At 64.2% G+C, this 26,438-nt stretch carries 23 protein-coding genes and 2 pseudogenes; 14 read left to right on the forward strand and 11 right to left on the reverse strand.

Going from position 1 to position 26,438, the window contains the following annotated elements:
• Positions 1 to 158: 158 nt before the first annotated feature.
• Positions 159 to 1,091: a LysR family transcriptional regulator gene (locus tag E5P3_RS11360; RefSeq protein WP_162586065.1), complete on the reverse strand. Its 933-nt coding sequence runs from the start codon at positions 1,089 to 1,091 to the stop codon at positions 159 to 161.
• 205 nt (positions 1,092 to 1,296) lie between these two features.
• Here E5P3_RS11360 and E5P3_RS11365 point away from each other — a divergent pair, with 205 nt between their 5' ends.
• The 4 genes and pseudogenes from E5P3_RS11365 (at position 1,297) to E5P3_RS11380 (ending at position 8,441) form a co-directional block, all read left to right on the forward strand.
• Positions 1,297 to 2,472 carry an efflux RND transporter periplasmic adaptor subunit gene (locus E5P3_RS11365; RefSeq protein ID WP_162586066.1) on the forward strand — a complete coding sequence of 392 codons (1,176 nt, stop codon included), beginning with the start codon at positions 1,297 to 1,299 and terminating at the stop codon, positions 2,470 to 2,472.
• A pseudogene (locus E5P3_RS11370) lies at positions 2,469 to 5,675 on the forward strand (efflux RND transporter permease subunit). The gene E5P3_RS11365 and the pseudogene E5P3_RS11370 overlap by 4 nt, the downstream one beginning before the upstream one ends.
• The gene (locus tag E5P3_RS11375; protein ID WP_162586067.1) at positions 5,672 to 7,198 is read left to right on the forward strand and encodes an efflux transporter outer membrane subunit; all 1,527 of its coding nucleotides are present in this window, start codon (positions 5,672 to 5,674) and stop codon (positions 7,196 to 7,198) included. The pseudogene E5P3_RS11370 and the gene E5P3_RS11375 overlap by 4 nt, the downstream one beginning before the upstream one ends.
• 154 nt (positions 7,199 to 7,352) lie before the next feature.
• A pseudogene (locus E5P3_RS11380) lies at positions 7,353 to 8,441 on the forward strand (NADH:flavin oxidoreductase).
• 544 nt (positions 8,442 to 8,985) lie between these two features.
• On the opposite strand, the gene E5P3_RS11385 reads toward E5P3_RS11380, so the two are convergent.
• The 3 genes from E5P3_RS11385 to E5P3_RS11390 are packed head-to-tail and all read right to left on the reverse strand — an operon-like array spanning position 8,986 to position 9,818.
• Positions 8,986 to 9,387 (reverse strand): NADPH-dependent FMN reductase, encoded by a 402-nt coding sequence (locus tag E5P3_RS11385; RefSeq protein WP_232073091.1) that lies wholly within the window; start codon positions 9,385 to 9,387, stop codon positions 8,986 to 8,988.
• Positions 9,356 to 9,550, reverse strand: coding sequence for an NADPH-dependent FMN reductase (locus E5P3_RS35790; protein ID WP_232073092.1), 195 nt, complete (start codon positions 9,548 to 9,550; stop codon positions 9,356 to 9,358). Before E5P3_RS35790 ends, E5P3_RS11385 begins: the two co-directional genes overlap by 32 nt.
• Before the next feature lie 37 nt (positions 9,551 to 9,587).
• Complete coding sequence (locus E5P3_RS11390) at positions 9,588 to 9,818, reverse strand: Dabb family protein (RefSeq protein ID WP_162586068.1); 231 nt, start codon at positions 9,816 to 9,818, stop codon at positions 9,588 to 9,590.
• A 56-nt stretch (positions 9,819 to 9,874) separates the two neighbouring features.
• Between E5P3_RS11390 and E5P3_RS11395 the strand changes: the two genes are divergently transcribed.
• A complete protein-coding gene (locus tag E5P3_RS11395) occupies positions 9,875 to 10,063 on the forward strand; it encodes a hypothetical protein (protein ID WP_162586069.1) in 189 nt (62 codons plus the stop codon).
• Between the two features lie 12 nt (positions 10,064 to 10,075).
• Here the strand turns inward: E5P3_RS11395 and E5P3_RS11400 are convergent, their stop codons facing one another.
• The 7 genes from E5P3_RS11400 to E5P3_RS11430 form a co-directional block, all read right to left on the reverse strand.
• Positions 10,076 to 11,218: an iron-containing alcohol dehydrogenase gene (locus E5P3_RS11400; RefSeq protein WP_162586070.1), complete on the reverse strand. Its 1,143-nt coding sequence runs from the start codon at positions 11,216 to 11,218 to the stop codon at positions 10,076 to 10,078.
• 34 nt (positions 11,219 to 11,252) lie between these two features.
• Positions 11,253 to 12,575, reverse strand: a complete 1,323-nt coding sequence (locus tag E5P3_RS11405) for a TRAP transporter large permease (protein ID WP_162586071.1) — start codon at positions 12,573 to 12,575, stop codon at positions 11,253 to 11,255.
• A gap of 26 nt (positions 12,576 to 12,601) precedes the next feature.
• Entirely contained in the window at positions 12,602 to 13,120 is a 519-nt protein-coding gene (locus E5P3_RS11410) for a TRAP transporter small permease subunit (RefSeq protein ID WP_162586072.1), read from the reverse strand.
• Between the two features lie 18 nt (positions 13,121 to 13,138).
• The gene (locus tag E5P3_RS11415; protein WP_162586073.1) at positions 13,139 to 14,176 is read right to left on the reverse strand and encodes a TRAP transporter substrate-binding protein; all 1,038 of its coding nucleotides are present in this window, start codon (positions 14,174 to 14,176) and stop codon (positions 13,139 to 13,141) included.
• 53 nt (positions 14,177 to 14,229) lie between these two features.
• Complete coding sequence (locus E5P3_RS11420) at positions 14,230 to 15,324, reverse strand: glycerol dehydrogenase (protein ID WP_162586074.1); 1,095 nt, start codon at positions 15,322 to 15,324, stop codon at positions 14,230 to 14,232.
• 3 nt (positions 15,325 to 15,327) lie between these two features.
• Entirely contained in the window at positions 15,328 to 16,317 is a 990-nt protein-coding gene (locus tag E5P3_RS11425; protein WP_197893956.1) for a TauD/TfdA dioxygenase family protein, read from the reverse strand.
• Positions 16,318 to 16,383: 66 nt separating this feature from the next.
• A complete protein-coding gene (locus E5P3_RS11430) occupies positions 16,384 to 17,130 on the reverse strand; it encodes a GntR family transcriptional regulator (protein ID WP_162586075.1) in 747 nt (248 codons plus the stop codon).
• 146 nt (positions 17,131 to 17,276) lie between these two features.
• Here E5P3_RS11430 and E5P3_RS11435 point away from each other — a divergent pair, with 146 nt between their 5' ends.
• From E5P3_RS11435 to E5P3_RS11475, 9 genes are all read left to right on the forward strand, one after another.
• Positions 17,277 to 17,990, forward strand: a complete 714-nt coding sequence (locus E5P3_RS11435) for a GntR family transcriptional regulator (protein WP_162586076.1) — start codon at positions 17,277 to 17,279, stop codon at positions 17,988 to 17,990.
• A gap of 197 nt (positions 17,991 to 18,187) precedes the next feature.
• The gene (locus E5P3_RS11440) at positions 18,188 to 19,129 is read left to right on the forward strand and encodes a TauD/TfdA dioxygenase family protein (protein WP_162586077.1); all 942 of its coding nucleotides are present in this window, start codon (positions 18,188 to 18,190) and stop codon (positions 19,127 to 19,129) included.
• An 11-nt stretch (positions 19,130 to 19,140) separates the two neighbouring features.
• Positions 19,141 to 19,851, forward strand: a complete 711-nt coding sequence (locus tag E5P3_RS11445; RefSeq protein ID WP_162586078.1) for an SDR family NAD(P)-dependent oxidoreductase — start codon at positions 19,141 to 19,143, stop codon at positions 19,849 to 19,851.
• Positions 19,852 to 19,947: 96 nt separating this feature from the next.
• Positions 19,948 to 20,451: a 2,4'-dihydroxyacetophenone dioxygenase family protein gene (locus E5P3_RS11450; protein WP_162589643.1), complete on the forward strand. Its 504-nt coding sequence runs from the start codon at positions 19,948 to 19,950 to the stop codon at positions 20,449 to 20,451.
• Positions 20,452 to 20,497: 46 nt separating this feature from the next.
• A complete protein-coding gene (locus tag E5P3_RS11455) occupies positions 20,498 to 21,469 on the forward strand; it encodes a Bug family tripartite tricarboxylate transporter substrate binding protein (protein WP_162586079.1) in 972 nt (323 codons plus the stop codon).
• Between the two features lie 986 nt (positions 21,470 to 22,455).
• The gene (locus E5P3_RS11460) at positions 22,456 to 23,436 is read left to right on the forward strand and encodes a Bug family tripartite tricarboxylate transporter substrate binding protein (RefSeq protein ID WP_162586080.1); all 981 of its coding nucleotides are present in this window, start codon (positions 22,456 to 22,458) and stop codon (positions 23,434 to 23,436) included.
• A gap of 11 nt (positions 23,437 to 23,447) precedes the next feature.
• Positions 23,448 to 24,284, forward strand: coding sequence for a phytanoyl-CoA dioxygenase family protein (locus E5P3_RS11465; RefSeq protein ID WP_232073093.1), 837 nt, complete (start codon positions 23,448 to 23,450; stop codon positions 24,282 to 24,284).
• Positions 24,281 to 25,381, forward strand: a complete 1,101-nt coding sequence (locus tag E5P3_RS11470; RefSeq protein WP_162586081.1) for a Zn-dependent alcohol dehydrogenase — start codon at positions 24,281 to 24,283, stop codon at positions 25,379 to 25,381. The genes E5P3_RS11465 and E5P3_RS11470 overlap by 4 nt, the downstream gene beginning before the upstream one ends.
• A complete protein-coding gene (locus E5P3_RS11475; RefSeq protein WP_232073094.1) occupies positions 25,381 to 26,427 on the forward strand; it encodes an alpha/beta fold hydrolase in 1,047 nt (348 codons plus the stop codon). Before E5P3_RS11470 ends, E5P3_RS11475 begins: the two co-directional genes overlap by 1 nt.
• The last annotated feature ends 11 nt before the right edge of the window (positions 26,428 to 26,438 follow it).

Below are 26,438 nucleotides of genomic sequence, written 5' to 3' on the forward strand. Positions count from 1 at the left end.
GGTCGACGCCGCAAGGCGCAAGCGAGCCTTCAACGATCAGACGCGCACGGCATCCCGGATGCCGTGAATGTTCAGAAGACTGAACAACGGCTCTGCGCGTTCATCCGCAGGACATGTGAATGGAGAGCACCGGCGTGTCTGGGGCTCAGGCTTTGCCACTACGAAGATGCCTTTAAATCGACACGCCATCCGGCTTGCGCCTTGCGCACAACATTGCCGACCCAGTCCGCGAACGCTCGCACGGTCGGTGACAACTGACGGTTCTGGGGGTACAGGACGGAAAGCGGCACAGCCGGCGATGCATGGTCAACGAGCACCTGCCGAAGCCGTCCACTGATGAGGTAAGGGCGCACCATGTAGCTCCCTGCACGAATGAGACCGAGTCCTTCGAGGCCGCATGTGACGTACGCATCCGTGTCGTTGACGATCAGGCGCTCTCGCATCCTGATGCTGCGGTGCTCGCCATTCGTCTCGAAATTCCAATCGAGGGTGCGTGCCGTGCGACTGGACAGATAGCCTACGGCCTCGTGGCTCGTCAAATCCTCCAGAGTTTGCGGTGTGCCGTGCCGGGCCAGGTAGTCCGGCGAGGCGCAGGTTACCCATTCGAATGAGCCGATGCGCTTTGCAACCAGCGTGGCAGAGTCTTCGGGCGTCCCCGCTCGGATGACGCAGTCGATGCCCTCCTGCACGAGATCGACTGTGCGGTCAGACGCCGTCAACGTCAGTTCTACTTCCGGGTAGCGAGCCTGGAAGTCCTTGATGCAAGGCAGTACGACCAGGCGGGCGAGCGAGAGCGTCATGTCCACCCGCAGGCACCCTCGAGGCTGCCCGGCCCGACCGGGGAAGCTGGACTCAACGCCTTCTAGGTCCGCGAGCAAGCGCCTGCAATGCTCAAAGTACAGCGTGCCCTCCGGCGTCAGGCTGATGTGGCGCGTGGTGCGCTGCAGAAGTCTCACGCCCAGAAACTTCTCCAGATCCTTCACTGCCCGCGTGGCCCGGGACTTGGGCAGGAAGAGGCTGTCCGCGGCTCGCGTGAAACTGTGCATTTCGACGACCCGAGCAAAGATCTGCATCGACTGGAGGCGGTCCACAGGTTCTCTCCTTGCGAGACGATTATTGCTTAGGGCGGAATTGGGTGCAGCAGGACGACACCGCGTAGCTCGTTTTACTTCACAACCCATGAGGAGCGGGAGTTCATTGTTCCATACGAGGCAATAAAGTAACCCAGGTTTCGGGCTCGATGTTCAGGCGCCCCGCGCGCAGACTGCAAACAGTCCAATTTCATCGAGCACTCGTATGAACCCCCTTAAGAAACACCACTTGGCGGTCGTCACGACTGCCGTAGCGGTGGTCGTCGCTGGCAGTGTCCTTTGGAGAAACGGTTCCGAAGCGCATGCCGAGGCCCCTGCCGCGCTCCCTGTCGTCAAATACCGCCCGGCCTTGCAGCGCCCCGTGTCCAACACGCAGGACTACACGGGGCGGCTCGAGGCGGTGGAGGTCGTCGAAGTGCGGGCCAAGGTGCCCGGAACGCTGCTAGCGGTCCATTTCAAGCCTGGCGAGCATGTGCGCAAGGACGAAGTGCTCTTCACCATCGACCCGGCACCCTTCGACACCGAGGTGCGCCAAGCGCAGGCCAGCCTGGCAGGTGTTGAAGCGCGGCAACGGCTCGCAGACACGGAGCGCGCCCGCGGACAGAGGCTGCTCGAATCGAATTCGATCGCACGCAGGGAGTTTGACGCGCTCGACAACGCGGCACGCGAGGCTGCCGCAGCGCTGAAGGGAGCGCAGGCTGCGCTCGCACAGGCCCGATTGCAGCTCAGCTACACCCAGGTCCGCGCTCCCATTTCAGGCCGGATCTCCCGCGCGGAAGTAACCGCGGGCAACGTGGTCACAGCAGGCGGCGAAGCGACTCCGCTCACCCGGATCGTCTCCGACGGGAAGCTCTATGCGTCCTTCAATGTGGACGAACAGAGCTACCTCCAGATCATCGCCCCTTCGTTGAGGGCCGGCACGCAACCAGTGGTGAAGGTCGGCCTTGCCAATGACAGCGATTTTCCCTACGCGGCGTCCATCGAAGCGATCGACAACCAGATGGATACCCGGTCGGGAACCGTTCGGGTTCGCGCGCGCATCGACAAGGTGAATCCCGAGATGCTCCCCGGTCTTCGGGCGCGCATCCGTCTGCAAGGCGGTGCCCCCTACGACGCCGTGTTGGTGGACGAGGCCGTCGTAAGCACCGACCAGGACCGGAAGTATGTTCTCGTCGTCAATGCGCAGAACAAGGTCGAGCGCCGGGTCATCGACCTCGGCGTGCTGCAAGGAACGCAGCGGGTCGTGCGCAGCGGGCTCGCCCCGGGTGCCAAGGTCATCGTGGACGGCGCTTTCCGCGCGTCCCCCGGCGCGTCGGTGTCCGCAGTCGCTGCAGAGGTCCCCGAGGCCTCCGCCGGCGCCACCAACGGAGGCCGGTCGTGAACATCTCGAAATTCTTCATCGACAGGCCGATCTTCGCAGGCGTCCTGTCGGCGCTGATTCTCCTTGCAGGCCTCGTGGCGTCGTTCAACATGCCGGTCTCGGAATACCCGCAGGTCATTCCGCCGTCGGTCGTGGTGCACGCTCAATACCCGGGCGCCAACGCCAAGACGATCGCGGAAACCGTCGCGGCACCGTTGGAGCAGTCCGTCAACGGCGTTGAGGACATGCTCTACATGGACTCGAAGGCCAGCGGTGAGGGTCACCTGTACCTGACCGTGACCTTCAAGCTGGGAACCGATCCGGACCGGGCCCAGCAGCTGGTGCAGACCCGCGTGTCCCAAGCCCAGGCGAGACTGCCCGAGGATGTGCAGCGCCTGGGCGTGACGGCGGTCAAGAACCTGCCAATGATCACCATCGCCGTGCACATGGTGTCGCCGAAGGGGACCTACGACAACAACTACATCAGCAACTACGCCATCCTTCACGTGAAGGATCGTCTGGCCCGGATCACGGGCGTCGGCGACGTGGCGATCTGGGGTCCCGGCGGCTATGCCATGCGGGTCTGGCTGGACCCGGCCGCGTTGGCCGAGCGGGGACTGAGTGCAAGCGATGTCGCCAGCGCCATTCGACGCCAGAACATCCAGGCCGCTGTCGGGACGATCTGAAGTTCACCCACGTCCGCGGACACTGCCTTCCAACTCAACGTCAACGCCGACGGCCGGCTCAAGTCGCCCGAGGAATTCAAGGCCATCGTCATCAAGTCCGATGCCCGTGGAGCGATCACGCGCCTGGGCGACGTGGCGCGTGTGGAACTCGGCGCCGAAGACTACGGCATCCGCGCCACGCTGGACAACGCGCCCGCTGTCGCGGTGACCGTGCAGGAAGCTCCCGGTGCGAACTCGCTACAGATTTCCCGTGATGTGCACAAAGCCATGAAGGAGCTTGAGAAGGACTTTCCCGAAGACGTGGTCTATCGCATCGTCTATGAACCGAGCCGTGCTGTTCAGTCCGGCATCGAGGCAGTCATCGAAACACTTCTGGAGTCCGTGGCGCTCGTGGTGCTGGTCGTGTTCCTCTTCCTGGAGACCTGGCGCGCTTCCATCATTCCGCTCATTGCGGTTCCCATCTCGATCGTCGGTACGTTCACCTTCTTGCTGCTCGCTGGCTACTCCATCAACACGCTGTCGCTCTTCGGCCTCGTGGTGGCCATCGGCATCGTGGTCGACGACGCCATCGTGGTTGTCGAGAACGTGGAGCGGAATATCGCACGCGGGCTAAGCCCACGAGAGGCGACCTACCAGGCCATGCGCGAGGTGAGCGGTCCCATCATCGCCATCGCACTGACGCTCTCCGCTGTCTTTCTTCCACTGGCGTTCCTCAGCGGCTTGACTGGAGAGTTCTACAAGCAGTTCGCGGTCACCATCGCCATCTCCACGCTAATTTCGGCGGTGAATTCGCTGACGCTGTCGCCGGCGCTGTCGGCCTTGCTGTTGAAGGGACACGAAGACGCTCCTGACGCGGTCACCCGGGTGACGCAGAAGGTGTTCGGTCGCTTCTTCGGACGCTTCAATCGTACTTTCGATCGCACTTCCGAAGCATACGGAGGAGGCGTGGGCCGTCTGCTGAGGCACAAGGGCGCCATGCTCCTTGTGTATGCAGTGTTGTTGGGGGGAACCTGGTGGCTCACCGGCCATGTCCCGGGCGGCTTCGTTCCTGCCCAGGACAAGGAGTATCTCGTGAGCCTGGCGCAATTACCCGAGGGCTCGACGCTGGATCGGACCGAGGAGACCATGAACAAGATGAATGCTGCGGCGCTCAAACACCCAGCTGTCTTGGGCACTTCCAGCTACAGCGGCCTTTCAATCAATGGCGTGACGAAGAGCTCGAGCACCGCCCTGACTTTTGTCCTGCTCAAGCCATTCAAGGATCGCATGGGCATCAGCGCCGACCAGGTCGCAGCCGACCTGGGCCGTGAGTACAAGAGCATCGGCCATGCCTTCACCGGGATTTTTCCGCCGCCGCCGGTTTATGGCCTAGGCACCCTGGGCGGCTTCAAGCTGCAGATCGAGGACCGGGCGGACCTGGGGTACGACGAGCTCTACAAAGCGACGCAGGCCTTCATCAAGAAGGCATCCGAAGCGCCGGAGCTCGGCCCACTCTTCTCGACCTACACGGTCAACGCTCCCCAGCTGAAGGTGGACATCGACCGTGCGAGGGCGCAGCAGTTGGGCGTGGATACGCCCGCGGCGTTCAGCGCACTGCAGGCGTTCCTGGGCTCTTACTACGTCAACGACTTCAACTTTCTGGGCCGTGTGTACCAGGTGCGCATGCAGGCCGACAGTCAGTTCCGTTCCAAGCCGGACGACATCGGACAGCTGCACGTTCGCAGCGAGTCAGGTCAGATGGTTCCACTCGCATCGTTCGCGAAGGTCAGTCAGACCTATGGTCCCGACCAGGTCACCCGCTACAACGGGTTCACGTCCGCGGACGTCGGCGGCAGTCCCGCGCCGGGCTACTCGTCAGACCAGGCGATGGCGGCTATCCAACGGGTCGCGGCCGCAACGTTGCCACCAGGGATGACGTTCGAGTGGACGGACCTGACCTACCAGCAGATCATCGCTGGCAACAGTGCGGTCTGGATTCTTCCCCTCTGCGTTCTGCTGGTCTTCTTTGTCCTGGCGGCCCAGTACGAAAGCTTGACGCTGCCGCTGGCCATCATCCTGATCATTCCGATGAGCATCTTCTCAGCACTGCTCGGCGTTTGGCTGACGAAGGGGGACAACAACATCTTCACCCAGATCGGACTCATCGTGCTTGTCGGCTTGGCGTCGAAGAACGCCATCCTGATCGTCGAGTTCGCGCGCGAGCTAGAGATGGCAGGCCATTCCACGCTCAAGGCCGTTATCGAGGCCTGTCGCCTGCGGCTACGGCCTATCCTGATGACCTCGCTGGCATTCATCATGGGCGTGATTCCACTGGTTCTGTCGACGGGTGCAGGCGCGGAGATGCGCCAGGCGATGGGCATCTCCGTCTTCTTCGGGATGATCGGCGTGACGCTCTTCGGTCTTTTCCTCACTCCGGTTTTCTACGTGGCCGTTCGGGCCCTCAGCGGAGGAAGGCTGCTTCGATCCGCAGCGCACCACGAGGCGCCCGCGATCGTTCCGCGTCACCTTGAGCTTCAGCAGCCGGAGGTTCAAGCATGACCTACCGAACTCAAGCGCTCCAGCGAGCGGCTCGAATGTCTAGATCCGCACTTGCCATCGCGGCCAGTCTGTTCCTGCTGTCCGCCTGCTCCCTCACGCCCGTCGAGAATCGTCCCGGAATCGACATTCCTGGGAAGTTCGCGGAGTACGGGGGCCATCCGCTCGCGTTGCAGGCGTCGGAAGATCCAGGTCGATGGCGACCGGCCGAGCCCGCAGATCAGCAGGCGCCTTCTCCATGGTGGGAGGTCTTCGGCGACCCCGTGCTTGTGCAGCTCGAAGAGGAGGCGCTCAAAGCCAATCCGGACGTGACCATCGCGATGGCAAGGCTCAAGCAGGCCCGCGCATTGATCTCGCAAAGCGAGTCGGCGCAGCTTCCTGAAGTGGGGGTAGGGTTCGGTCCCACTCGACAGCGCATCAGCGGCACAGCTGCGGGGCGCGGGGATGGTGCACCGGGAACTGCGCAAACCCTGTGGCGCGGTCAGGTCTCCTTTGCATACGAAGCCGACATCTTCGGCCGGGTTTCATCGGGGGTCGCCGCCGCACGTGCCGATGGGGCCCGGCAGCAGGCATTGGCGCACCAGATGCTGCTGCTCGTCCAGGCCGACGTCGCCAAGACGTACTTCAGCCTGCGGCAGTTGGAAGGCGAACTTCGCCTTCTGCGGGACACCGTGAAGTTGAGAGGGGACGCTACGTCGCTGCTGGAGCGAAAGCTCGACGTCGGCGCCGCGGCCCCTTACGTCGTCGATCAGGCGAAGACAGAGTTGTTCTCGGCCCGCTCGGAGCAACTGGCTCTGGAACAGCAACATGCGCTGGCAGTACATGCCTTGGCGATCTTGCTGGGCAAGCTGCCAGCGGCGTTCTCCTTCGAGGTACGGCCTCTGGAGAACATTGCGGTTCAGCTTCCGCCGGGATTGCCATCCGCGTTGCTGGAGCGCAGGCCGGACATTGCCGCCGCTGAGCGCGCCATGACCGCGGAGAACGCCCGCATCGGCGTTGCGAAGGCGGCGTTCTTTCCGTCGGTTTCGCTGACGGGGTCCCTGGGCTATGAGTCGGCGGACCTGGGAAACCTGGCCAATTGGTCCCAACGTACGTTCCTGCTGGGTCCCCTGGTCGGAACGGCCTTGAGCATGCCAATCTTCGATGGAGGAAGGCGAAGCGCCGAAGTGGCCCGCGTGCGCGGCGTCTACGAGGAGAGGGTCGCCGAGTACCGCAAGACGGTGCTCCAGGCCTTCCGCGAGGTTGAGGACTCCCTGGTCTCGATCAGAACCCTTGACGAGCGAATCGTCCAACAGCGGGGAGCGGAAGACGCATCGTCTGGCGTTGCGCAATCAGCCAAGGCGAGATTTGACGAAGGCGACGTCGACTACCTGGTCGTGGTCGATGCCGAGCGCACCCGCTTGCGAAGCCGCCAGTCGCGTATCCAGTTCGAGGGCGAGCGCGCGCGCGCAACCGTTGATCTGATCAAAGCGCTCGGCGGTGGCTGGGACCTCTCAAAGGCTGAGAAGTCCGACATCAAAGGCTGATCCGACGGTGTCGCAGGAGCGGCCAAGGCCGTCTCCATCCACACGCGGCCGCGTGCCGCGGTCGCAGTCCTGCGGCTCGAGCTCGAGTGGCGCTGGTCAAAGGTCGTTGCCCGACCCCGATCTGCATTTCCTAATTGTCCTTTGGAGCTTACCTGTGTCTGTTTCTGATCTCTTCAAACCGCTCACTCTCCTGCACGGCCCGGCGATGAGGAATCGCTTCATGCTGGCGCCGCTGACCAACCAGCAAAGCGAGCTCGACGGCACTGCCTCCGCGTACGACCACTTTTGGATGGAGCAGCTGTCTCAAAGCGGCTATGCGTTGATCCAGACCTGTGCCACGACCGTGGAAGCAGGTGGCATCGCGTTTGCGCGGCAGTTGGGCATCCACAGTGATGACCATCTGCCAGGTCTGATACGGATGGCCACGACCGTTCGGAACGGTGGTGGCCTCTCGGCGGTGCAGTTGCACCACGCAGGCCACCGTGCCAACCCACTGCTGGGGGGGATCCCGGCCCCTGCGTCCAGCGCCACGTTGCCGGGCATCAAAGCGATCTCGACAGAAGTGGTGGAACGGATCCGCGACAGCTTCATCGCCGCCGCGAAACGCGCGTAGCTCGCAGGGTTCGACGGCGTCGCGGTACATGGCGCATTCGGTTGGATCCTCTCGGAGTTCATGTCGCCGCATCTGAACGACCGCACGGACAAGTACGGCGGCAGCCTCGAGAACCGGGCGCGTTTGACCATCGAGGTGATCGAAGGTATCCGCCGGGAATGCGGCCCTGATTTTCAGATTGGCTGGCGACTGTCGATCGAGCGGTACGGGTTGCGCCTGGAGGAACTGCGCGAGGTCACCGCAGATATCTTTGATCGCGAGTTGATCGACTATCTCGATCTGGCTTTGTGGGACTCTGCGCAAGTCGTCAGGGAAGGGCCATTCCGTGGCAAGACGATGCTTAGCCTCTTCGCCGAATTGCCTCGCAAGGGAGTTCGCCTGGGGACTGCCGGCAAGATCATGAGTGCCAAGCGTGCCGGTGAGTTGCTGGATGAGGGCTGCGACTTCGTGCTGATTGCCCGGGCCGGCATTCTTCAGCGGGACTTTCCCCTGCAGGTCATGGCCAATCCTACCTACGACAGTCCCGAGCTACCCGTGCCGGCTGAGTACCTGCGCGAGCGCGGGTTGAGCGAGCGCTTTATCGACCACATGCGGGGATGGCAAACCTTTGTCTTGCACGGCTCGCCGTAGGCTCCGCTTGCGGGTGATGTTGCGTCGCGCCATTTCAGGTGCGTATTCTCCTTTGCACAGGCTACTCCTTTGCCTGCTCGGTGTAGTGGGCTCGCTTCCCAGGCTTCGTGGGCGTTCCCCGGATCGGGTTCCGGCCTCTATTCGCAACTCGGGGAAGGGGCGCCCGCCGATTCCCCCGCGATCCATAGGCGTTCGGCCGAAACGTAGCCTGGTGGATGCCGTTGGCGACGGCTTCCACAGGCGGCCTTCGTGAGCGGCACAACGACGTGGCCGTCGCGATCGACACAGGACGCGCGGCGCCAGTTTTGGGCATCTACTTGCAGTTACCTGCCGCCCGAACCTGCTCGGGCGGACCTCGTTCGGGCATTTGCATCGGCGACCCGAAGATTGAGGAGCTTGGCGAGCTGCGAGCCACCTGGATCTTTTTTTGGGGATTTATTGGCCTGGAACACCAGTGTTCTAGGTCAATAAATGCCCGAACAGGAGAGCACGCGCGCGGGCTGGTCGGTGAAGACGAATTCGTGGCGGCGAGCGTGCGTGGTGCTCAGCCCCTCATGCGCTGCACGCCCGCAATCCAGCGCGCGAAGGCGGCCATCTGGTCGCCGACGAACTGGCGCGTGGTGGCGTCGGTGCACACGCCCTCGGCCGAGAACTTGGCTGTGGCGCCGCCGATGAAGACCTCAGGCTTCGCCATCACCTGGGCGTCCATGAACAGCATCACACGGCGAAGGTCGTATTGCACGCGCGCGCCGCCCAGCGGGCCGGGCGATGCAGAAACGATCGCGACGGGCTTGAAAGCGAAGGGCTGGTCCTCGCCGCGGCTGAGCCAGTCGAGCGTGTTCTTGAGTACGCCGGGTGTCGAGAAGTTGTACTCGGGCGTGGCGATGACTACGCCGTCTGCCTTGCGGATGCGCTCACGCAGCGCGGCCACGGCTGGGGTAGCCATGAGCCATCACGTCGCCGTCGAAGAAGGGGATATCGCGGATCTCGGCGATGTCCAGTGTCATGCCGGCGGGCATCACCTCGCCGGCGAGCTTGAGCGCTGCGCGGTTGATGGAGGCACTGCGCAGGCTGCCGCACAGGCCGACGATGTCGAGGGATATGGTCATGGGTTTTGGAGAGTGTCGAAGGAAGGAGGGAGGCGCCTCAATGCGCCGCGTAGTCGACCTGGTGCTTGGCGATGCGCAGGTCGCCGATTTCCTCGCGCACGCGTAGGTGCGCGGGGTGCGTGGCATAGGAGGCCAGCGCTTCCCGGCCGTCGAACTCGCTGTACAGCACGAGACCGCAGGCGTAGTCGGCATGGCTCAGGTCGACGCCAACCTCCAGGTGCAGCAGCCCCGGGATGTGACCGCGCAGACCCTGGAACTTGTCGCGCATCAGGTCCAGGTTCGCCAGGGAAAACGCTGTCCAACTGAAGCGCTGGCGGCCGAGGTATGCGTTCGCTGGCCAGCCTGCTATGCAGTTCCGGCCATCCGCAGCTGGTGCCTTACAAGGTGTTCCTAAGCGCCGACGGCTACCTGGTGATCGGAGCCGGCGTCAGAACAGCTTCGAGGCGCTGGCGCGTGCGTGTCGAACTGGCGCACCGCCTGCGCGACATGGCGCACGAGGTCGCGCAACGATGAAGATCGCGCGCGTCACCTTGCACAAGCGAGCATCCGTGCGTAGTCACTGGCTTCGGCGGGACGCGGATTGGTCATGTGCGAATGGTCCTGCAGCGCGCCTTCAACAATGCGTGGGAACATGGCTTCACTGACGCCCATTTCGCGCAACGTCGTTGGCAGACCCAGACGACGGTTCATCGCAGTGATGGCATCGGCGACGGAAGACGAATCGGCCAAGTCCATGGCGTGAGCCAGGCGGGCGAGCTTGTTTTCGTTCCTGACCGTGGTCGCTGCCTCGTTGAACTCGATGACGGCGGGCAGGAACACGGCATTCAGCATGCCGTGATGCAGGCTCGGATCGAGGCCGCCGAGCGAATGGCTGAGGCTGTGAACGCACCCGAGGCCTTTCTGGAACGCCATCGCGCCCTGCATCGACGCTGACATCATTTGCAGGCGTGCTTCGCGGTCGTGCGGCTCGCGTGTCGCGCGCTCGATGTGCGCCCATGCGCGCCATAGGCCGTCCAGCGCAATGCCGTCGGCGGGCGGGTTGAAGGCCGGGGCCATGAAGGTCTCGATGCAGTGCGCGATCGCGTCCATGCCGGTGGCAGCAGTGAGCCTCGCCGGCAAGTCGAGCGTCAGGTCCGGGTCGCAGATGGCCACTTTCGGCACCACATGCGCCGAGATCACGGCCACCTTTCGACGATCGTCGAGGATCAGCACTGCACCGCGGCCCACCTCGCTGCCGGTGCCGGCCGTGGTCGGAATCGCGATGACCGGCGCCGTTGCGGCGGTGATCCTTGCCAGGCCGCCTTCGATCATCGCAAAGCTCTTCAGCGGCCCTTCATGCGTGCCGCAAACGGCAACGCCCTTGGCCAGATCGATCGAAGAGCCGCCACCTACCGCGATCACGCCGTCGCAGCGTTGTGCGAGGAACAGCGCGACGGCGGCGCGCACCGCCGCTTCGTTCGGGTTGGAAGGCGTTTGATCGAACACCGCGACGGCGCTGGCGTCGGCCAGGCGTGCAAGCACGCGATCGACCAGGCCTGCCGCGCGCACGCCAGCGTCCGTGACGACCAGGGGACGCCGGATGCCGATGCGCTCGCACTCCTGCGGCAGCATGTCGATGGCACCGAAGCCGAATTGGACCGACGTGATGTAGTTGATCGGGGAGACCATGGTTCGAACCTCTTGTGGAAGGGGGTATGGCCGCCTACTGGCCGAGCACGTACTTGGGCAGCCAGGTGATCACCTGCGGCGCGAAGGCGCAGATCAGCAAGCCCAGCCCCTGCAGCGCGATAAAGGGCGGTGTCGACTTGTAGATGTCCTTCATCGTGATGCCCTTGGGCGCTACCGACTTCAGGTAGAACAGGTTGTAGCCGAAGGGCGGCGTGAGATAGGACATCTCAAGATTGATGATCAGCATGCCGCCGTACCAGAGGGGATCGAATCCGAGCGCTACCACGATGGGCAGGAAAATCGGCGTGGTCAGGAAGATGATGCCGATCGGGTCCATCACCATCCCGAGCAGGAACAGGATGACCATCATGATCGTCATGACCACCCACGGCGAGAGGTCCATACCGATGAGCAGGCTGCGTACCAGCTTGTCGCCGCCGATGCCGGCGTAGACCGATACGAACACGAGCGACGCAATGGCGATCCAGATCACCATCGACGTCGACTTCAGGGTTTCGCGTGCCGCGTCTGCGATGTCGCCCCAGCGCAGACTGCGGCGGGCGAAGCCGATCACCATGCTGCCGACCGCGCCGACCGCCGCTGCTTCCGTGGGGCCTGCGATGCCGGTGAACATGGCACCTAGCACCGCCAGGACCAGCAGCGCCACGGGCACGACGCCCAGCAGGCTTGCGATTCGCTCGCGACCGGTGATGCGGGCGCGTTCCTCGGCCGGCATCGCAGGGCCTGCCGCCGGGTTGATCCAGCACTTGACCAGCACGTAGCCGATGAAAAGCGAGGCGAGCAACAGGCCCGGCATCAGCCCAGAAAGGAAGACCTGGCCGACCGAGAGGTTGGCTAGGCCGCTGTAGACGATGCCCAGCACCGACGGCGGAATGAGCTGGCCGAGCGCGCCGCCCGCGAGGATGGTACCCATCGACATGTGCTTGTCGTAACCGCGCGCGAGCATCGCTGGCAGTGCGAGCGAACCCATGGCCAGCACGCCCACCGCGCTCACGCCGCTCATCGCCGCGATGATCGTGCAAGCCAACACGGTGCCGACCGCAAGGCCGCCGCGCAGCGGGCCGAACAGCACATGGATCGCGTGATACAAGTCGTTGGCAACGCCGGCCTTGTTGAGGATGCCGGCCATGAACATGAAGAACGGAATCGAGACCAGTGTGTAGTTGAAGGTGGCGCTCTTCACATGGCCCGCCAGCAGGTGCAGCGCCATCGGCCCCCATTCGAAATAGCCCACCACCACGGCCACGGTGCCGAGCGCGAAGGCCAGCGGAACGCCCAGGAAGATGAGCGCGAATAGCGACCCGAACAGGACGACCGTGAGGAGTTCGACACCCATTGATTGATACCCCGGGGAAGAGAAATTCAGGCGACGACGTCGTTGTCAGGCTTGACCGCGTGTGCCGGATCCACATATGCGCGCACGATCAGCGATGCCGCCTGCAGCAGCATGAGCGCGGCGGCCACCGGCGCGGCGGTGAGTACGGGGAAGATGTAGGGCGCCCACGGACTCTCCGCGCGCTCGCGGCTGGTGATGGCGTCGAGCGCCTGTTCGCCGGTGAACCACAACAGCACTGCGAGATAGAAAATCGTGACCACCAGGCCGATCACATCGGCCCGGCGGCGGGCGCGCGGCTTCAAGCCGAGCAGCAGCAGGTCGACGCGCACGTGCCCGCCGTGCAGCAGCGTGTAGCCGCCGCCGAGCAGGAAGTAGAAGCCGAACAGGATCTGCACCGATTCATTGACCCAGACCGTCGGGCTGTTGAACGCGTAGCGTGCCACCACCTCGATCATGGTGATGAGCAGGCTGGGCAGGATCAGCAGGGCCGCCAGGCGGCCCACCCAATCGTTGAGGCGATCGATCGCGTCGCAGAGTTGCCGCATGGGGGAGTCTGGTCAACGTCAGTTCGCGCGGTATCCGAGCTTCCCCAGGAACTTCAGCTGCGAGTCGAGCTTCTCGGCGTAGTCCTTTGATTCGACGGCATACTTGTCCTTCATAACGGCCAGGCGCGCGTTTTCCATCTTGCGCATCTCGCTATCGGGCCATTTGACGAGCGTCACGCCGCTCTTCTCGAGCTTGACCATCAGCTCCTTCTCCTCGGCCACCGCCGAAGTGTTGTAGTCCATACTGGCGACCTTCAGCGCCTCTTCAATCTTGGGCTTCAGGTCGGCCGGCACCTTGTTCCACGCGGCCTGGCTCACGATCCAGTCGGACGTGCCCCCGCCCGAGTACGACGGCACCGAGATGAACTTCGCCACCTCTTGCAAGCCGAGGCCGTAGTTCACCGGCATTGTCGTGAACTCGACGGCGTCGACCACGCCGCGCTGCAGCGCGGTGTAGACCTCCTCGCCGGGCAAGGCGACGACAGAGGCGCCGAGCTTGGCAAAACCGTCGGCGGCAAGGCCCGCCGCGCGCACCTTGAGGCCCTTCAGATCCTCGACGCCCTTGATCGGCTTCTTCGACCAGATCTGCTCGCCCAGCAAGGGCGAAACGCCGAGGAAGTGCATGTTGTGGCGCGCCACGATCTTGCGCATCAGCTCCGAGCCGCCGCCCTCGTAGAACCAGTTGTAGCCCTGAAGCGCATTGACTTCGGCCGGCCATTCGTTCACCGCCTTGAGCGCCGGCTCCTTGCCGCTGAAATAGACAAGGTAAGTGTGGCCGACGTCGAGCGTGCCCTTGCTCACCGCATCGACGACAGTGGCGCTGCTCATCAGCATGCCGGCCGGAAAAGTTTTGACTTCGACGCGTCCGCCAGTGCGTTGATTCACTTCCTTGGCAAAGCGTTCGACGAGATTCTTGTATTCGGTCGTTCCGGCGCCGGCGACGCTTTGCAAGCGCCAGGTGATTTCGGCGGCATGTGCGCCGAATTGCGGCAGCGTGAAGCACGCAGCTGCAAGGCAGGAGAAGACGAGGGCGCGGGTGTTCTTGGACCGGTTCATGGGTACCTCATGTATTCCAGGTTGATGGTGGGCGATGACAGAAAGCGCAGGGCTCAGGCTGCGATGCAGAGTTGCTCGAGACGCACCATCGCTTCCACGAGATCGCCTTCCGAAAGCCGGCGTTCGAAATTGCGGATGTGCGGTGCGGTAAGGGTGAGTGCGGCAATCGTGGACAACTGCCGCGCAGAAGGCGCGGCAAGGCCGAGCTCGGGCAAGCCCGTGGGCAGACCCACGGCGCGGTAAAAGGCGAACTGCTCGGCCATGAAGGCATCGGAGCGCTTCTCGAGCACGAACTGGACGAGCAACGCATAGGCGACCTGGCGACCATGCAAGGCGTCTGCTGTTTCCGGCACGGCCGTCAAGCCGCGCGTCATGGAATGCGCGACCGACAAGCCGGTGCCCTCGAACCCGATGCCGGCCAGCAGGATGCAAGCTTCGACGAGCGCCTCGAAGGCCGCGTCGGGCCGGCGGGCACGCGCTGCGGCCAGGCCGGCGACCGCATTGCGACGCACCGTCTCGTCGCACGTCTCTGCAAGCTTTGCCGCGAGCAGCGTCGCCTGGCCGCCGAACAGGTTGAGCCCGCCAGCGCCGATGCACTGCGCCGCCTCGTAGCGCTTAACGATCGCGTCGCCGATGCCCGAGACCAGCAAGTCGACCGGCGCCGCAGCGAGGATCGCGGTGTCGACCACGACCGCGTCCGGGTTGCGCGGCAGCTTTTCGACGCTCAGCAGACGGTGATGCTCGTCGTAGAGCAAAAAGACGCGGCTGGTGGGGCCGTCATTCGAGGGCGCCGTCGGCAAGGTGATGAGCCGCGTGCCGAGGGCGCACGCCACAGCCTTGCCCGCGTCCACACCCTTGCCGCCACCCGCGGCGATCACCACCTCGGGCTGCCACGCCTGCTGGGCACTGGCCATGCGTTTCACACTTGCGGGCGTGAGGTCGCCGGTGAACGAGACGGACGAGAACACGAGCCCACTGGCTTCGACGCTTTGCCGCACGCGCGGCGCGAACAGGCGCTCGACGGCGGCGTCTGAGACGAACAGCACGTTCCGGCCTAGTCCTGCAGCGATGTCGCCGATACGCAAGGACGCGTCCGGCCCTTGTACGTACAGCGCCGGCGCGCCGAGGATGCGAAGGGTGTCACCCATCGTTCAGGTCTCGACCGGAACGGCCACACCGGCCATCTCGCATGAGTTGGCGGGCTCAGAGACGGTGGCGCGCTGCATGTCGCGCTTCCAGCGCAGGTCGTCGAACTCCGTGCCGCGGTGCATGGTGCAGCGGTTGTCCCAGATCAGCAGGTCGTGCTGGCGCCAGCGGTGGGTGTAGACAAACTGCCGTTGCGTGGCATGCGCTGTCAGCGTCTCCAGCAGCTCGGCGGCCTCGGCGTCGGGTAGGCCGAACACGCGGCCGGCGTGCGACGCCAGGTAGAGCGACTTTCGGCCGTTCTCGGGAATCGTGCGCACCATGACCTGGGGCACCGGCGGCAGCGCGGCGTGCTCCTCGTCCGAGAACGCGGTGAAGCCGAGTTTGGCGCGCGAGGTGAAGATCGAATGCTCCACGATCAGGCCGTCGATGCGCTTCTTCATCGTGTCCGGCAGCGCATCGTAGGCCGCACGCATATCGGCGAATTCGGTGTGGCCCCCGATGGGCGCTACCGTGCGGCCGTACAGCAGCGACGCCTTGGCAGGGATCTTGCGGAAGGTGCTGTCGGTGTGCCACAGGCGGTTGCCCAGCTGGAACATGCGCTGGCGGCTGGTTTCGCCCCAGACCCGGTTGTTGGCGTCAAGGTTGGAGACATCGGCGATGTCTTCGCGAATGCGCAATGCCTCGTCGGTGCGGTGCTTCTGGATGGTGGTTTCCAGCGGGCCGAAGATTGTCGCGAAGTCGACATGTTGCTGTTGCGTCATCGTCTGCTCCGGAAAGATCAGCACGGCGTACTTCCAGAACGCCTGCTTGATCGCTTCCCGGTCTTCGAGCGACAGCGGCCGCGACAGGTCAACGTCGCCGATTTCGGCCACAAAGTTGGATGCAATGGGGTAGATGCTCAGCGCCATGGTCCTTGTCTCACTTCGTGTTTGCGATGCGATTTTCGCGTGGAACATTAGTGGAACACGGCTGGCATGCCAAGTATTTGGGGGCAAACCCTTGGTCGCTCATCTGCGTGCGGACGAGCGCCTTTGCGAAAGGAGGGGAGGAGGTGCCTCGAACTAGGGCCCCGGGTTTGACGCGCCCGGAAGCGTTGCCTTGGCGAACGCAAGCATGTAGTCGATCAGTTCGTCGGAGGCCTTGCCGGCAGCCTCCGCATCGCCCAGCACGACGGCCTTGGCCACCGCCAGATGCAAGCGCGCCGTATCGAGCAACTGTCGATCCTCATGCAGATGACAGAACCAGAATCGGCGCGAGACCGAATGAAGTGTCGTGGCGATGCCTGCAGCGACCGAGTTGCGTGCGCTGGAGGCCACGCAGCGGCTGCGCTGCGCATCGAGCCGCAGGAAGGCCCGCACATCCGAGTGCGCCACGGTATCCTCGATGGCTTTCGCCAGGGCTGCGATGGACTGTCGCTCTGCTGCGGTCGCACGTTGGGCCGCAGACCGTGCGATGAGGCGGTCGACTTCGCGCCGGGTCTCGAGCACCTGAAACTGCAGGCCCACATCCACCGGGGTCACCACCACGCCGCGCCTGGGCATGATCTGCACCAAATACTCGCGCGAAAGGCGATGCAGGGCTTCGCGGGTGGGCGTCGTTCCGATCCCGATGCGGCGGCTCAGGATCGCTTCTGACACCACCTCGCCCGGCGCGAGCTCCGCTGTGACGATCATCTCCTCCAGCTGCCGATACGCGTCTTGCATGAGCGTTGTCGCGGCGGCGCCGTCCTGCTCCGTCCCCCGCCGCTGCGCGGCCACCGCAGACTTCATGACTTCAGTGTCGGCTGTCGCCGTCGCCGTCTTCTTCATACCTGCCACGCCTCTTCTGGTTTGCCGGCTCCGAAGGGTGCCGGACAGGCGGCGATTTTGCCCCGGTGACCTTGTCATCGCTATAGTCGCCGGCTTGGTCGGCCGCACGATGCTGCCGATATCTTAGGCATAAGCAAAAGGCGGAAATGAAGATGGCGAGCGCTGCGGACAGCGTGATCAATCCAGGCAGCACGGCGGTCAGCCCCTCCAGCGACGGGGCGCAGAACACCCTGACAAGCGAAGCGTATCGACGACTGGAGGAGATGATCGTCACGCTGGAACTGGCACCCGGTTCGGTTGTATCGGAGGCCATCCTGAGCCGGCAGATCGACATCGGCACCACGCCGATTCGCGAGGCATTGCATCGCCTTTCGCGCGAGTATCTGGTGCAGATCATGCCCAGGCGCGGCGTGGTGGTGACACCTGTCGATGTCCGCTTGCAGTTCGAGATTCTCGAAACGCGACGCGAGTTGGATCGTCTTCTCGCCGGAGCGGCGGCAAGCCGCGGCAGCAGCGCAGACAGGGCGGCGATCCAGTCACTGGTGGCGCCGACCGAAAAAGCGGCAGAGGCTCTGGATATCAAGGAGTTCCTGCGCCTCGACGCTCAACTCAACCTGCTGCTCGCGCGCGCGGCGCGCAACACCGTCGCGGCCGAAACCGTCGCGAGGCTCCATTCGATATCCAGGCGCTTCTGGTTCTTCCATCTCGATGCGCCGCGCGATCTGCCGGTCACGGCCCGATTCCACCTCGAAGTCGTTCGGGCTGTTGCTGCGGGCGACGCCGCCCGGGCGGCCCAGGCTTCCGATCGCCTGATCGACCACCTCGTCGAATTCGCAAAACAGACGTTGCCACACGCCTGAATTTCGACTGGGGCCTTGCGCGCCGCCGGCTTCGGCGCCGGACTCGGGTTTACGAGCTTGCCAACTGGAAATTGTGGGCAATTTTGTTGGAATATCATTGGCATGCCAGTGATATGCCAGAATCGTCCGGCCCCTGCGATGACTTGATCTTCAAGGCAGCAGGCGGGCGCTCCGTCCACTGTCCACCCTGAGGAAATATGGAACAAGCTGAAATCGTCGCGCGACCCGTGGTCACGAAGCTCAACCCGGCGCTGGGCGCCGAAATCACAGGAATCGACCTTTCCCTGCCCCTGGATCCTGAGCAGATCCGGGAATTTCGCGATGCACTGGATACCTACGGTGTGCTGTGCTTTCGGGACCAGAAGCTCAGCGAGCAGCAGCAGATTGCCTTCACCGAGCAGTGGGGTTCGCTGGAAGATTTTCCGGAGGAGAACAAGACCGTCGCAGCGTCGACCGTCTACAACGTGGCCAATGTGTCGGCACAGGGCGAGCATCTTCCCGAGACCGACCATCGCGTGATCTTCCAGAAGGTCAATGCGCTGTGGCATACCGACAGCTCCTATCGCTATGTGCCCGCATACGCCTCGCTGCTGTATGGCATCGAAGTGATGCCAGACGATGCCGTGGGAGGACGCACGGGCTTCTCCAATATGGTGCTGGCTTACGAAGCGCTCCCGGACGACTTGAAGACCAGGATCGAGCCGCTGCACATGGTCCATTCGTATGAGCACGGCCGCCGGATGTTCGCTTCGCTGCCGCCGCTCTCAAACTTCGAGAAGAACGCCGTGCCCCCGGTCAGCCATCCGCTGGTGCGCGTTCATCCGGATGGTCGTCGCTCGCTCTTCATGACCGCCAACGCGGGCAACGAGATCAGCGGCATGCCTCTGGAGGAAGGCCAGGCCCTGCATCGCCAACTGGTCGAGCATGTCTCGCGACCCGAGTTCTGCTACTTCCACAAGTGGAAGAAGGGCGACCTGGTCGTCTGGGACAACCGGACCACGCTGCACAAGGCCGAGGTCTACGACATGGGGCGCTACCGGCGTGTCTTCCGCCGCACGACGCTGGCGGGCGACGGGCCCGTACTCGGCCCGTACTCGCAGGAAGTGCTGGCGCGGGCCAAGTACCCGTCCGCGAAATAAGGAGCCGCGCGATGCTCTTCGATTTCTGCGGCAAGGCCGCGCTCGTCTCCGGCGGCACGAGCGGCATCGGCCTCGCGATTGCCGAGGCGCTGCGCGATGCAGGCTGTGCCGTCACCGGCGCCGGCCTGATCGGCAAGGAGCCGCCTGGTGCATCCGGGATCGCGTTCGAGGCCATGGACGTGACCGACGCCAGCTCGATAGACCGCGTGGTCGCGAAGTGCCCGACGCTGGACATCGTGGTCAACGCCGCCGGTGTCATCCGCCGCGGCGAGGAGCATGACCCCGAGGTGTTCCGGCAAGTGATCGACATCAACCTGAACGGCGCAATGCGAGTGGCCGCCGCGACGCGGCAGCGTCTGGCCGCGAGTGGTGGCAGCCTGGTCAACATCGCCTCGATGCTCAGCTTCTTCGGCGGCGGGCTGGTGCCGGCGTACAGCGCCAGCAAGGGCGGCATTGCGCAACTGACCAAGAGCCTGGCGATCGCCTGGGCAGCCGATGGCGTCCGCGTCAACGCGGTGGCGCCGGGATGGATCGCCACGCCGCTGACCCAGGGGCTGCAGGACGACGCTGCGCGCAGTGCCGCGGTGATATCTCGCACCCCCATGGGCCGATGGGGCCGGCCCGAGGACATCGCGGGCCCGGTGATGTTCCTTTGCTCGAGCTCTGCTGCCTTCGTCACCGGCATCGTGCTGCCCGTCGACGGCGGCTATCTCGTCGCCTGATTTCCAACAACGAAAACCTCAACGATGAACACTTCGACCCTTCCTGCGGCACCGATTCCGGATGACGCCGCCCCCTCGCGCGCCGGCGGGCTCGATATGTCCCGCATGCCCTACCAGCTCCCGTTTCCGCAAGGCGTCGCGAACGAGATCGTCGTCGACGCCGTCGTCCCGGAGGATGAGCGCGTGTGGGTGCCACAGATGGAGAACGTCTGGTTCCGTCCGCTGTGCCTCAATACCGTGCAGGGCTATTGGGTCAACCTCTTGCGTGTGCGCAAATCCGGCGTGTTGAGCCGGCATCGCCATCCGGCGCCGGTGCATGGCGTGGTGTTGCGCGGTGCATGGCACTACCTGGAGCACGACTGGAAGGCGAAGGAAGGCTCGTATGTCTTCGAGCCGCCCGGCGAGACGCACACGCTGGTCGTGCCCGAGGACGTGCCCGAGATGATCACGCTCTTCCACATCACTGGCGCCATGATTTATGTCGATCCTTTCGGCCGCCAGACCGGCTACGAAGACGTCTTCACCAAGATCGACATGTGTCGCGCTCACTACACGGCCTGCGGCCTGGGCGCCGAGTACGTCGACCAGTTCATTCGCTGAACGCGATCGAGATCTTCAAGCTTCGAACCACCACCGAGACAAACCCATGATTCAATTTAACCGCCGCACCGTCATCGCCTCCATGGTGCTCGCCGCCGCCTCGTTCGCCCCAGGGCTCGCGCTCGCAGCTGACTATCCGAGCCGCCCGATCGAGCTGGTCGTTCCCTTCCAGGCGGGCGGCGGAACCGATGCGGTGGCGCGCGCATTCGGCGTCGCGGCGCAAAAGCACTTTCCGAAGGGTGTCGTTGTCGTCAACAAGTCCGGCGCGAGTGGTGGCATCGGATGGAACCACATGATGAACGCCAAGCCCGATGGCTACACGCTGGGTATCGTCACGGTCGAGATGGTGATCCTGCCGCACCTCAACCTCTTCAATCGCACCTACGCCGACGTCACGCCGATCGCACAGCTCAACGCCGATCCGGCATCGATCATCGTGCGGGCCGACTCGCCCTACAAGACCATCGATGACTTCATCGCTGCGGCACGCAAGGAGCCCGGCAAGATGGCGATGGGCACCTCCGGCAACGGTTCGATCTACGACATCGCCGCCGCTGCCTTCGAAGAGAAGACCCAGTTGCAATTCAACCGTATCCCGTACCAGGGCGCTGCGCCTTCGATCCTCTCGCTGCTGAGCAGTCAGATCGATGCGGTGACGGCCAGCCCTGGAGAGGTGGCTGCCCACGTGGCCGCCGGCAAGCTGCGCATCCTGGCCGTGATGGCGGACAAGCGCCTCGACGAGTTCAAGGACGTCCCGACGATGAAGGAAAAGAACGTCGACCTTTCGATCGGAACCTGGCGCGGCATCATGGGGCCGAAGGGCCTGCCGCCGGAGGTCGTGAAGATGCTCAGGACCTCGGTCGCGGAGATTGCGAAGGAACCGGAACTCCAAAACGCCTTGAAGAAGTTGAACCTTGGGTATGTCTATGCCGACGACGAGGGCTTCAAGGCTGTGATGGCGCGCGACAACAAGGTCTTCAAGGATATGATCCCTCGTCTCAAGATCGTGACCAACTGATTCCGCGGGGCCGCGGCCTGGCGCACCTTCCCACTGTGTTCCCGACAGGGGAAGGGGAAGCGTCTTCGCGTGGACCTGGCGGGATCCTTGAGCTCCTCCTGCGGTGCTCAGAGAATCTCCGCCAGTCCAACGTCCTAGTCGAGAATGTCCGCAGCCTTGGCAATCTTGCGCACACTGTTCGGCGATCGCTCGTCACCGGCCGCAAGTGGGAACGCTCGGCCTTCGGCGGCGCGCGTGAAGGTGCTGTATTGACGTCAAGCGGGCCGTGCTGCGGCGAGGTCCGTAGCAAGGCCCATCTTGCCCTCGGCGACGGAATTTCGCGCGTGGCAATGAGTGCTGCTGCGGTCAGTTTGGCAAGAGGGCGTTGAACGGCTTCTTTGCGAAAACTCGGTGCCCATGGGAACGAGGCAACGTCGCACGATTCAGCGGGTCCGGAAGCAAAAGCCACGATCACCGTGGGCCGGCGGTTGGAGCCTGGCCAGTGGTCTGCGCCTTGCCGCGCTCCACTGCTTCTTGATCACGTCGTCCTTCTTCTGGGCTGTCGTCCATCAGCCTCGGCTTCGCGAGCTCGCTCGACGTCGTCGATCTCGTCGGTGAGATCACCGCGACTGTACTTGTCTTACGGGGAAGAGCAGCAAAGAAGCGATGTAGCTGATGCTGAGGCCAGCCACTCTTGAGTCATGCGGTGGCGGGGGAGCGTCCCCCAGCCAAGCACCATGGGCTTTCCATCGCCGCCGACGATCACCCAGACCGTTCCCACAGAGCGTTTCCTTGAGCGGCTCCAGCGCCGTCTGCAGAAAGCTCGCGGCTGCGAGGCCCTACAGCATGGGGTTGGCCAGCAAGGCTTTGAAATCTCAAGCCGGACTGACGAGCAGCGTTGATGCCGCGGAATTGACTTGGCCAGGAAGATTGCTATAGTCCTATATAGCTTTAGATGAAATTGATGTCTGAGGCGATCCGACAGACCTTATCAAGGAGACAAGTTCATGAAATCTTTCTGGAAGCGACGTGTAGCAGCCGGCTCGGCTGCGCTCCTGGCGCTATTCAACGGCGCGGCGTCAGCGCAGGCGTTCCCTACCAAGCCGATACGCATCGTTGTGCCTTACACGGCCGGGGGCACCACTGACATGCTGGCGCGAACGGTGGGTCGCCATCTCAACGACAAATGGGGTCAACCGGTGGTGGTAGAAAACCGTCCCGGTGCCAACGGCATGATCGGCATGGACGCGGTGGCCAAAGCGCCGGCAGACGGCTACACGCTCGGACTCGCGTCGCCCGGCACGCACGCGATCAACCAGTCCCTCTACGAAAAGCTGCCGCACGACCCGATCAAGGACTTCCAGCCGATCTCGCTCTTGGTGGAGGCGCCAATGGGACTGGTCGTGAACGCCGCGGTGCCGGTGAACTCGGTGCAGGACCTGATCAAGCTGGCCAAGGCCAAGCCGGGCAAGCTCAGCTTCGCTTCTGGAGGAACGGGTTCGTCGCAGCACATGGCCTACGAGTTGTTCCGCGCGGCCACCGGCATCGAGGCCGTTCACGTGCCATACAAGGGGGGCGGGGCCGCATACACCGATTTGGTAGGCGGGCAAGTGGAAGTCATGTTCGACGCAGTCCAGCAGGCGCTACCTCATGTGAAAGCCGGCAAGCTCAAGTTGCTTGCAGTGGCCTCGCCCCAGCGTCTCGCCCTGCTGCCCGACACGCCGACCGTCGCAGAATCGGGCGTACCCGGCTTCGAGACGCAATCCTGGTATGGCCTCGTGGCCCCGGCGGGCGTGCCTAAACCTGTGCTCGATCAGCTGGCTGCCGGCATTGCCGCTGCGATCGACGCCCCGGAAGTGAAGCGCAACCTGTTGAGCATCGGACTCGTTCCCGCCGCCCGAGGCCCGCAGCAGTTCACCACTCACATTCGCTCCGAAACAGACAAGTACGGCAAGGTCATCAAAGCCGCGAACATCAAGCCCGAGTGAGAGAGCTTTCCATGGACATGAGCATTCGCATTCCCCTGGCAGCCGAACAGGTGAGCTTCTACCGAAGTAGCGGCTACGTCGCACCTGTGCGCGTGTTGCCCGAGGACGAGGCCGCCGGCTACCGCCGCCATCTGGAGGCCTTCGAGGCCGCTCACGGCGGGCCGATCCCAGGCAAGTACCGCCACAAGCCGCATCTGCTGTTCCCCTGGCTGGCCGATCTGGTGCGCCATCCCCGGATCCTCGATGCGGTCGAAAGCCTGCTGGGGCCCGATCTGCTGGTGTGGAGTTCGGTTTTCTTCATCAAGGAGCCGCATGACCCGGCATACGTTTCCTGGCATCAGGACTCCACCTATTGGGAGCTCAGCGAACCGGAGGTGGTGACTGCCTGGGTGGCGCTGTCGCCGAGTCATCACGAGAACGGCTGTCTGCGTGTGGTCCCCGGCACGCAGATGCTCGACCAGGTCGAACACGTCGATATGCAGGATGAGAACAACCTGCTGACGCGCGGCCAGGAGATCGCAGTAAAGGTCGATGAGGCTGCTGCGGTGGAACTGCCGTTGCAGCCTGGCGAAATGTCGCTGCACCATATCCGGCTTTTTCACAATTCCCAGCCCAACCAGTCGGACGAGCGCCGGATCGGCTTCGCCATCCGCTATATCCCCACTCGGGTGCGCCAGAACACCGAGTACCGCGGCACCGCCACGCTGGTGCGCGGAGTCGATCGCTACGGTCACTTCGATTCTGAGCCGCGTCCGCTCGCGGAGCTCGCACCCGAGGCGCTGCAGTTTCACGCGGAGATGAACAAGAGGCGCAGCGCGCTGCTTTTCTCCGGCCTCAAGGCGCCATGAAGTTCCGAGCAGCGGTACTGCATGCGACCGGGCAGCCGCTTTCTATCGAACAGGTTGAGCTGCGAACGCTCCAGCCCGGCGACGTGCTTGTGCGCATTCGCGCCGCGGGCATCTGCCACACCGACATCGAACTGGCGAGCGGCGCGCTGGCTCGCCCGTTGCCCATCGTGCCCGGCCACGAGGCAGCGGGCATCGTCGAGGCGGTGGGCAGTGTCGTCACACGCGTCAAGCCGGGCGATCGCGTCGTGTGTTCGTGGAACCCGAGCTGTGGCCATTGCTTCTACTGCGAGGAAGGGCTGCCTATCCTTTGCGAGCCGATCGCGCACCACCAACCACGGGGCTTCTTGCCCGACGGCATCGCGCGGCTGTACCTTGGCGGCGAGCCACTGCGTCAGTTCATGACTGTTGCAGCGCATGCCGAATACTGCGTGGTGCCTGAGGCGGGCGCGGTTCTCGTACCAGAGGCCATCCCTTTCGACCGCGCCTGCCTTATCGGCTGCGGTGTGGCAACCGGCTTCGGAGCCGTCACGCGGGCGGCGCCGGTCACCTATGGTTCGAACGTCATGGTGGTCGGTTGCGGCGCAATTGGCCTGAGCGTGATCCAGTCGGCATCGCTGCGCGGGCCGGCACGGGTGATCGCGGTCGACCGCGATCCGAAGCGGCTCGCGCAGGCGCGCCTGTTCGGCGCCACAGACCTGATCGAAGCGTCGAGCGATGCGGCGGCCGCGGTGAAGGCGCTGACCTCCGGGCGCGGAGCCGATTTTTCGTTCGAGGCAGCCGGCAACGAAGCGGCGATGCGCTTTGCGGTGGAAGCGGCGCGGCCCGGCGGCCATGTGCTGCTGCTCGGCAAGGTACCGGCCAATCAGGACGTGGCCTTCCGTTGGGCCACGCTGACGGGCGAGAAGCGGCTGATGCGATCGAGCTATGGCGGCGTGCGGCCGCACCGCGATTTTGCACTGCTGGCGCAGGCCTACCTCGACGGATCGCTCAAGCTCGACGAGCTGATTTCCGAGCGCCTGCCGCTCGAGGCGATCAACGACGGCTACGCCGCAATCGAACAGGGCCGCTCGATCCGCTCGGTCATTACCTTCGACTGATGATGCACAGGGCGCGTCATCCGCCGCTGGCCCCGGGCCACATCGACCGCCCGCACCAGTGGGCCCATCTGGGCGACCTGCCGCTCGAAAGCGGAGAGGTGATCCGGGACTACCGGCAGTGCTACGTCACGCACGGCACGCTCGATCGCCGGCGTCCGCGGGTAGCATTGCTGCTGCCGGCCATCGGTGCGACCCACCACCGGTTGGACTTTCTCATCGGCCGGGACCGTGCCCTCGACCCCGCTCATTGGTTCATCGTGGTCGCCGACCCGCTCGGCAACGGGCTGTCAACGTCACCGAGCAACAGCAAGCACCAGCCATGGGAGGCATTCCCGCGCTTCTGCATTCGCGACATGATCGCCGCGCAGCGCCGGCTGCTCACTGAGGTGCTCGGCATCGAGACAGCGGCCGTGGTGATCGGCGCGTCGATGGGCGGCATGCAGGCGCTGCAATGGACGGTCAGCCATCCCGGCTTTTTTGAGTCGGTAGTGGCCTTGACGCCGCTGGCGCGCACGGGCCCCTGGACGCTGGCAGCGAACGCAGCCGCGCGCGCTGCCCTGATGGCGGACCCGGCGTGGAACGGGCGTCGCTTTACCCGCGTGCCCGAGCGCGGCTGGCGAGCCTGGGCGGCGGTTCAGCAGGTGCTGACCAACCGCACGCCGCGCGGGCTGGCCGCCGATTTCGCAGAACCTCGTGCCGTACTCGACTGGATGGACGCACTCGCCGCGCGCGCGTGCGCCTCCGGACCCGACCCGCATGACTTTCTCTACCAGTCATGGGCCTACGATGCGCACGATGTCGGCGACACGCAGGGCTGGCACGGCGACACCGAGGGTGCGCTCGGCGCCATTCACGCGCGCACGCTTCTGCTCACGCCGCCGCTGGATCTCTACAACCCCATGGAAGAAGCGCTGGCGGCCGCCCAGCGCATTCCTCGCGCGAGCCACGTTGTCATTCCGTCCTTGCAAGGCCACCAAGCGGCCAACACGGCGCATCCGGAAGACGTGGCCTTCGTGAACCGTACCATCCGCGAGTTCCTGGCGTAGCAGCCGCGTTG

The sequence above is a fragment of the Variovorax sp. RA8 genome, assembly GCF_901827175.1.
Classification (GTDB): Bacteria; Pseudomonadota; Gammaproteobacteria; order Burkholderiales; family Burkholderiaceae_C; genus Variovorax.

Bases quoted from the DNA above. Each gene is read 5' to 3' on its own strand.
- E5P3_RS11365 (WP_162586066.1), top strand. From the start codon at position 1,297: ATGAACCCCCTTAAGAAACACCACTTGGCGGTCGTCACGACTGCCGTA.
- E5P3_RS11375 (WP_162586067.1), top strand. From the start codon at position 5,672: ATGACCTACCGAACTCAAGCGCTCCAGCGAGCGGCTCGAATGTCTAGA.
- E5P3_RS11385 (WP_232073091.1), bottom strand. From the start codon at position 9,387: ATGGCTACCCCAGCCGTGGCCGCGCTGCGTGAGCGCATCCGCAAGGCA.
- E5P3_RS35790 (WP_232073092.1), bottom strand. From the start codon at position 9,550: ATGACCATATCCCTCGACATCGTCGGCCTGTGCGGCAGCCTGCGCAGT.
- E5P3_RS11390 (WP_162586068.1), bottom strand. From the start codon at position 9,818: ATGCGCGACAAGTTCCAGGGTCTGCGCGGTCACATCCCGGGGCTGCTG.
- E5P3_RS11395 (WP_162586069.1), top strand. From the start codon at position 9,875: ATGCGTTCGCTGGCCAGCCTGCTATGCAGTTCCGGCCATCCGCAGCTG.
- E5P3_RS11400 (WP_162586070.1), bottom strand. From the start codon at position 11,218: ATGGTCTCCCCGATCAACTACATCACGTCGGTCCAATTCGGCTTCGGT.
- E5P3_RS11405 (WP_162586071.1), bottom strand. From the start codon at position 12,575: ATGGGTGTCGAACTCCTCACGGTCGTCCTGTTCGGGTCGCTATTCGCG.
- E5P3_RS11410 (WP_162586072.1), bottom strand. From the start codon at position 13,120: ATGCGGCAACTCTGCGACGCGATCGATCGCCTCAACGATTGGGTGGGC.
- E5P3_RS11415 (WP_162586073.1), bottom strand. From the start codon at position 14,176: ATGAACCGGTCCAAGAACACCCGCGCCCTCGTCTTCTCCTGCCTTGCA.
- E5P3_RS11420 (WP_162586074.1), bottom strand. From the start codon at position 15,324: ATGGGTGACACCCTTCGCATCCTCGGCGCGCCGGCGCTGTACGTACAA.
- E5P3_RS11430 (WP_162586075.1), bottom strand. From the start codon at position 17,130: ATGAAGAAGACGGCGACGGCGACAGCCGACACTGAAGTCATGAAGTCT.
- E5P3_RS11435 (WP_162586076.1), top strand. From the start codon at position 17,277: ATGAAGATGGCGAGCGCTGCGGACAGCGTGATCAATCCAGGCAGCACG.
- E5P3_RS11440 (WP_162586077.1), top strand. From the start codon at position 18,188: ATGGAACAAGCTGAAATCGTCGCGCGACCCGTGGTCACGAAGCTCAAC.
- E5P3_RS11445 (WP_162586078.1), top strand. From the start codon at position 19,141: ATGCTCTTCGATTTCTGCGGCAAGGCCGCGCTCGTCTCCGGCGGCACG.
- E5P3_RS11450 (WP_162589643.1), top strand. From the start codon at position 19,948: ATGTCCCGCATGCCCTACCAGCTCCCGTTTCCGCAAGGCGTCGCGAAC.
- E5P3_RS11455 (WP_162586079.1), top strand. From the start codon at position 20,498: ATGATTCAATTTAACCGCCGCACCGTCATCGCCTCCATGGTGCTCGCC.
- E5P3_RS11460 (WP_162586080.1), top strand. From the start codon at position 22,456: ATGAAATCTTTCTGGAAGCGACGTGTAGCAGCCGGCTCGGCTGCGCTC.
- E5P3_RS11465 (WP_232073093.1), top strand. From the start codon at position 23,448: ATGGACATGAGCATTCGCATTCCCCTGGCAGCCGAACAGGTGAGCTTC.
- E5P3_RS11470 (WP_162586081.1), top strand. From the start codon at position 24,281: ATGAAGTTCCGAGCAGCGGTACTGCATGCGACCGGGCAGCCGCTTTCT.
- E5P3_RS11475 (WP_232073094.1), top strand. From the start codon at position 25,381: ATGATGCACAGGGCGCGTCATCCGCCGCTGGCCCCGGGCCACATCGAC.